This window comes from Guyparkeria sp. (genome assembly GCF_046545975.1).
Classification (GTDB): Bacteria; Pseudomonadota; Gammaproteobacteria; order Halothiobacillales; family Halothiobacillaceae; genus Guyparkeria.
In genome coordinates, this window is the sequence record NZ_JBKGYT010000093.1 from 1 (window position 1) to 6,109 (window position 6,109).

5 protein-coding genes are annotated in these 6,109 nt (G+C 68.1%); 1 reads left to right on the top strand and 4 read right to left on the bottom strand.

The window, feature by feature from the left end; translation table 11 throughout:
• Positions 1 to 133 precede the first annotated feature (133 nt).
• Positions 134 to 2,017: a diguanylate cyclase domain-containing protein gene (locus ACLFMY_RS07975; protein WP_410764126.1), complete on the top strand. Its 1,884-nt coding sequence runs from the start codon at positions 134 to 136 to the stop codon at positions 2,015 to 2,017.
• Positions 2,018 to 2,136: 119 nt separating this feature from the next.
• Here ACLFMY_RS07975 and ACLFMY_RS07980 read toward each other — a convergent pair whose 3' ends face one another.
• The 4 genes from ACLFMY_RS07980 to ACLFMY_RS07995 form a co-directional block, all read right to left on the bottom strand.
• Positions 2,137 to 3,030 carry a phosphoribulokinase gene (locus ACLFMY_RS07980; protein ID WP_410764128.1) on the bottom strand — a complete coding sequence of 298 codons (894 nt, stop codon included), beginning with the start codon at positions 3,028 to 3,030 and terminating at the stop codon, positions 2,137 to 2,139.
• 236 nt (positions 3,031 to 3,266) lie between these two features.
• Positions 3,267 to 3,968: a tRNA (guanosine(46)-N7)-methyltransferase TrmB gene (gene trmB, locus ACLFMY_RS07985; protein ID WP_410764130.1), complete on the bottom strand. Its 702-nt coding sequence runs from the start codon at positions 3,966 to 3,968 to the stop codon at positions 3,267 to 3,269.
• Between the two features lie 4 nt (positions 3,969 to 3,972).
• Positions 3,973 to 4,788, bottom strand: coding sequence for a thiazole synthase (locus ACLFMY_RS07990; RefSeq protein ID WP_410764132.1), 816 nt, complete (start codon positions 4,786 to 4,788; stop codon positions 3,973 to 3,975).
• Between the two features lie 57 nt (positions 4,789 to 4,845).
• The gene (locus ACLFMY_RS07995; RefSeq protein ID WP_410764133.1) at positions 4,846 to 5,895 is read right to left on the bottom strand and encodes a YgfZ/GcvT domain-containing protein; all 1,050 of its coding nucleotides are present in this window, start codon (positions 5,893 to 5,895) and stop codon (positions 4,846 to 4,848) included.
• Positions 5,896 to 6,109 lie beyond the last annotated feature (214 nt).

The window sequence follows — 6,109 nt, forward strand, 5'->3', positions numbered from 1 at the left end:
GCCGCCCGACAAGTGGCTCCGGCGACGGCTTTCTGGAATAATCACATGATCATTTCGAGTGCGCGACACCATGCTCGCGTCCTGCCGTGCCGCCCGTCATCCCGCGAGCGGATTCCGACCGGAGCCCCGGCCCATGCCCGAGCGCTTTTCCATCCGCCAGATCCGTCGCAAGGCCATGGCGCTCGCGGTGCTCGGCGTCCTCGTCAGCGGTGTGCTGGTGGCGCTGGTGACGGCCGTGGCCATCTACCAGTCCGCCCGTGACGGGCTCGAGCGCAGCACCCTGATGGGCATCCAGGCCCAGGCCGTGGCGCTGGATAACCTGGTCCAGCGCTACGAGGGGATTGCCCGACAGGTCACCAGCCGCACGGAGATCCGCAATCGGCTGATCGACTACGCGGCGGGCGAGCGGTCTTTCGAGGAGCTGGTCGAATTCACCGAGCCCCGTCTGGGTGATGCCCTGGGCAGTTCCCGGGCCCTGGTCGGCCTGAAGCGACTGGGGCCGTTCGGCGAGGTCGTCGTGGATGCCGGCGAGACCGCCGATGTGCCCGACCATTCCGCCCTCGACGGGATGACCGGGGTCGAAAGCCGGCTGGTGCCCTTCGACGGGCGCATCGTCTGGCGCGCGGCGGCCCCCATCCTGGGTGAAGAGGGCGAACGCCTGGGCACCGACGTGCTGTTCTTCGAGGTCGACAGCCTGGTCGACCTGCTGGCCGATACCCGGGGGCAGGACGCCCTGTCGCGAGGGTACCTCTTCGATTTCCGCGAGCGACGGCTGGTGCGCGTCAACGACGCGGGTGACGGGCTGGTGATGGGTGACGCGGAGAGCACCATTGCCAGCGACCTGGGGCGGATCGATCCGGACCGGGCGGGCGTGGTCTGGCCCGAACACGACGGCCAGTCGCAGGTGCTGTTCTACACCCCGGTGGGCGGGGGGCGCTGCCTGCTGCTGGTCGAGGCGCCGTTCTGGAGCTTCTACCAGCCGGTGGTCGAGCGACTCGCCCTGCCGCTGCTGGTGGTGCTGCTCCTGCTGCCCCTCGTGGCCTTACTTTCCGGTCGGGCCCTCAGGCCGGTGCTTAAGCGGCTCTCCAGCCAGGCCGAGGCGCTGGAGCGATCCGCGGGCGAGCTGCGCCTGGCGGCCAGCGTGTTCGAGGGGACGGGCGAGGCGATCATGATCACCTCGCCGCATCACCGCCTGTTGCGCGTGAACCCGGCGTTCACTCGCATTACCGGCTTCTCGGCCGACGAGGTCCTCGGGCGCCCGCTCTCCGAGCTGTTCCAGCTCGATGACGAGCAGGCCGCCGAACTCGAGTCCGTCTGCCGGCAGCTGAGTCGAAAGCACGCCTGGCAGGGCGAGATGGTGTATCGCAACAAGCGCGGCGAACTGCTCACGGCCCTGCAGACGATCAGCGAGGTGGTCGACGAGCATGGCAAGGTCGATTACTTCATCCACATCTTCAACGACATCACCGAGACCAAGGCGGCCGAGCAACGTATCCGCTACCAGGCCCACCACGACGCCCTGACCGAACTGCCCAACCGGGCCTCCCTGCGCTACCGGATCGACCGGGCGGTGGCCCGGGCCGGTCGCGATGGCTCGGCCCTGGCGCTGCTGTTCCTCGATCTCGACTATTTCAAGGAGGTCAACGACCGGCTGGGGCATGCCGTGGGCGATCACCTGCTCCGGGAAGCGGCCGGGCGCCTCGAAGGACTCCTGCGGTTCGAGGACACGGTCGGCCGCCTCGGTGGCGACGAGTTCCTCATCCTGCTCGAGGGGCTGCCCGCACCGCGCTACGCCGGCCAGGTGGCCGAGAAGGTGATCGAGGCCCTGACTCGTCCGTTCGTGCTGGACGGCGAGGCGGTCGAGGTCGGCGCCTCGATCGGGATCGCGGTCTACCCGGATCATGCCCTCGATGCCGACGCCCTGATCAACCACGCCGATGCGGCCATGTACAACGCCAAGGCGTCCGGGCGCAACACCTACCGCTATTTCGACCAGCGCCCCGGCAACCCGGTGTGAGGCGGGCCGGATTGACGGGGGGAGCCGGAAAACGAAACGCCCCCGTCGGCCGAGCCGAACGGGGGCATTTTGCGGTTCCCTTTGTCGGGTTGGGGGAGCGGGGCTCCCCGGTGCGGACCTTACTGGCCGCGCTCCTCGATCAGGCGATGGATACGCGGGGTCAGGATCAGGTCCATCGCGTAGCTCATCTTGCCGCCCGGCACCACGATCGTGTTGTAGCGGGACATGAACGAGTGCGGGATCATCTGCAGCAGGTACGGGAAGTCCACGCCGAACTCTTCCGGATCGCGGAAGCGGATCACGACCACGCTCTCGTCCGGGGTCGGGATGTCGCGGGCGATGAACGGGTTGGAGGTGTCGACGGTCGGCACGCGCTGGAAGTTGACGTCGGTCTGCGAGAACTGCGGGGTGATGTAGTTCACGTAGTCCGGCATGCGGCGCAGGATGGTGTCGACGATCTTCTCGGCGGAGTAGCCGCGCTCGGCATTGTCGCGGAAGATCTTCTGGATCCACTCGAGGTTGACGATCGGCACGACACCCACGCCGAGGTCGACGTGCTGGGCGACGTCGACCTCATCGGTCTTCACCAGCCCGTGCAGGCCTTCGTAGAACAGCAGGTCGGAGCCGGCCGGGATGTCCTCCCAGGGGGTGAACTCGCCCGGGCCGAGGTTGGTGTTCAGCCGGGCGTTGTGCTCGGCGGCTTCCTCGTCGCTGTGCAGGTAGTAGCGCTTCTTGCCGGAGCCCGACTCGCCGTAGCTCTTGAACAGGTCGGCCAGCTTGTCGAAGTGGTTGGCCTCCGGGCCGAAGTGCGAGAAGAAGTTGTTGCCCTTCTCGGACTCGGCGGCCATGCGCTCGCGCATGTCCTTGCGGTTGAGGCTGTGGAAGCTGTCGCCCTCGATCACGACCGGCGAGATGTTCTCGCGGCGGAAGATGTGGTTGAAGGCGGTCTTGACGGTCGAGGTACCGGCGCCGGACGAGCCGGTCACCGCGACGACGGGATGCTTCTTGGACATGGTCCCTCCTGTTGGAAAGCAGTAAAAACGAAACGTGGAAAAGCGGTGCAATTCGGTCGGCAGGCCGGGGAGGAGGGCGGCGAACGTGCGGCGGCTCGACTCTCCCGGCAAACGAAAGCCCACGATAATAGGGGTTTAGCCGGCCGGGAACAAGTTTGCTGGCTACCGGGGGCTGGCCCGACATGCCGGTGCATGAGCCGGCTTTCGGTGCCCGGATGGAAGGGCGGACGTCGCGATCAGCGCCGTCGATAGAGCAGGTCGAATACCTGGTGGCCCCGTTCCTCGCCGCGGCGTTCGAACTTGGTGCGCGGGCGCCAGTCGGGCCGGGCGTTCTCGCCGCTGCCCTCGTGCTCCGCGACGAAGGCCGGGTGGGGGTCGAGGACACCGCGCATGTGCTCGGCGTACTCGGCCCAGTCGGTCGCCAGGTGCCAGAGGCCGCCGGGCTTGAGACGACTGGCGACGAGATCGGCGAACGGGGTCTGCACGATGCGGCGCTTGTGATGGCGCTTCTTGTGCCAGGGGTCCGGGAAGTACAACAGCAGCCGGTCGAGGCTTTCCTCGGCGATGCGCTGCTCGACGAACGGCACGGCATCGCCGCAGACGGCCTTGAGATTGGTCAGGCCGAAGTGCTCGATGCCGTTGAGGAGGTGGCCCACGCCCGGGCGGTGCACCTCGATGCCGATGAAGTCGGAGTCGGGATCGCGCGCCGCCATCTCGACCAGGCTGTCGCCGTTGCCGAAGCCGATCTCGAGGGTCAGCGGCGCGGCCCGGCCGAACAGCTCGACCGGGTCGATGGGCGGGCCTTCCGGCTCGATCAGGTACTTCGGGCCCAGTTCGTTCAGTGCGCGCTGCTGGCCCGGGGTGAGCCGGCCCTCGCGGCGGATGAACGAGCGGATGCGCCGGCGGATGCCGTCGCTCTTTTCCGTCGGTTCGCTCATGGGATCAGAAGAACAGGCCGTCGACGGGCGACGAGGCGCTCGCAAAGCGCTTTCTCGGCATGCGCCCGGCGAGGAACGCCTCGCGGCCGGCCTCGATGGCCTTTTTCATGGCCGAGGCCATCAGCACCGGGTTCCTGGCGTGGGCGATGGCGGTGTTCATCAGCACGCCGTCGCAGCCCAGTTCCATCGCTACGGCGGCATCCGAGGCCGTGCCGACGCCGGCGTCGACGATGATCGGCACCTCGGCGTTCTCGATGATGGTCATCAGGTTGTACTTGTTCTGGATGCCCAGACCCGAGCCGATCGGCGCGGCCAGCGGCATGACCGCCACGCAGCCGATCTCCTCGAGCCGCTTGGCGATGATCGGGTCGTCGGAGGTGTAGACCATCACCTCGAAGCCGTCCTCGACCAGCGTCTCGGCGGCGAGCAGGGTGTTGGTGACGTCCGGGTAGAGGGTCTTCTCGTCGCCGAGCACCTCGAGCTTGACCAGGTTGTGGCCGTCGAGCAGCTCGCGGGCCAGCCGGCAGGTGCGTACCGCCTCGGTTGCGGTGTAGCAGCCGGCGGTGTTGGGCAGGATGGTGAAGCGCTCGGGCGGCAGCACGTCGAGCAGGTTGGGCTCGTCCGGGTTCTGGCCGATGTTGCTGCGGCGGATGGCGACGGTGACGATCTCGCTGCCGGCGGCGTCGGTGGCCTCACGGGTCTCGGTCATGTCCTTGAACTTGCCGGTCCCCGTCAGCAGGCGCGAGCGGAAACGGCGGCTGCCGACGACCAGGTCGTCGTTGGCCGGCTGGGTGTTCTCGGGTGTCTGGGATTCGGTCATGGCTGAATACAGGGGTCTTGGTTGAATGGGAATATCACGGCCGGGGCGGAGTCCCCGTCAGTGCGGCGTGCCGGCCTGCGCCATTTCGGCGCCGGGCGCGCCGTGCTGGTCGATGCTTAGTGCCAGGCCATCGATGCTCAGCGAGTCGTGCAGGTGCTTGAGCTTGATCACGGCCAGGATGATCGACCCGCTGGCATCGGGCAGCGGCGCACTGCGGACGACCTCGCCGGCAGTGCTGCCGGCGGTGGTCTCGACCGGCGTTCCGGGAGCCGGCGGGTCCAGGGCCAGGGCATGGCCGACGAACAGGCGGCGGTTGGGCTTGCCCAGGTAGTACAGGCGGGCGATGACCTCCTGGCCCGGATAGCAACCCTTCTTCAGGCTGAAGGCGCCGAGCTCGTCGAGGTTGATCCACTGCGGCACGAAATGCTCGACCGTGTCGCTGTCCACCAGCGGGATGCGGTCCTCGATCTCCGCCCGGTCCCAGGCGCCGGTCGCCACGCGGGATTCGGCCGGCACGGACTCGACCAGGGCCTGCAGGCGATCGATCGGTCCGTGGATCGCGATGCGCCGCGTGTCCCCCACCTCCTCGCGGACGTACAGGAGGCCGTCGGTGTCGACGCCGGCGGGCCAGCGGGGGGCGTCCTCGCCCTGTGGACCGGCCAGGCGCTCGAGCATCCCGGTCACCGCCGGGGCGGCCAGGGTTCCCGACAGGCCGTCCGGCAGGATCACGCCCAGTGCGACCCAGTCCCCGAGCCGCTCGATCTGCACGTCCCGGCGGAGCACGTACATCTGCAGTCGCTTCTGCAGTGCCGGGGCGATATCGGCGCGTGTGACCAGGAAGAAGCGATCGTCATGGGCCACCACGCGGAACAGGCCCAGCGTCCGGCCCTTGGCGTTGCACAGGGCGGCGAAGGTGGCCGCGTCGTCGGCAAGCGACGCGATGTCCTGCGTCAGGATGGCCTGCAGGAAGGCGCGGGCCTCGGAGCCCGAGACCACGATGACCTCCCGGTCGACCAGCCCGGCGACAAGGGCTGTCCCGTCGGGGGGCATGGCGTCGCGGGGCGGCTGGGTCGCTGCCTGCCACTGCTGGCGGATCGCATCGGACATCTCGGTTACCCGTGGGGTTGGCTGCCATTGCCGGCAGTGAAATGAGAGACTGCTATGAATTTCCAAGGATAACATCCCCGTCCACGATGGCTGTGGGGAACGGTGTTCATGCAAGGACATTCACAGGGATTTCGTGACCGGATCGGCCCCGATCCCTGGCTGGCCGGCGCCTGGTGGGGGCTCGGCGTGCTGGCCTGGCTGAGCCTGCTGGCCG

Bases quoted from the DNA above. Each gene is read 5' to 3' on its own strand.
- ACLFMY_RS07990 (WP_410764132.1), bottom strand. From the start codon at position 4,788: ATGACCGAATCCCAGACACCCGAGAACACCCAGCCGGCCAACGACGAC.
- ACLFMY_RS07975 (WP_410764126.1), top strand. From the start codon at position 134: ATGCCCGAGCGCTTTTCCATCCGCCAGATCCGTCGCAAGGCCATGGCG.
- trmB (WP_410764130.1), bottom strand. From the start codon at position 3,968: ATGAGCGAACCGACGGAAAAGAGCGACGGCATCCGCCGGCGCATCCGC.
- ACLFMY_RS07995 (WP_410764133.1), bottom strand. From the start codon at position 5,895: ATGTCCGATGCGATCCGCCAGCAGTGGCAGGCAGCGACCCAGCCGCCC.
- ACLFMY_RS07980 (WP_410764128.1), bottom strand. From the start codon at position 3,030: ATGTCCAAGAAGCATCCCGTCGTCGCGGTGACCGGCTCGTCCGGCGCC.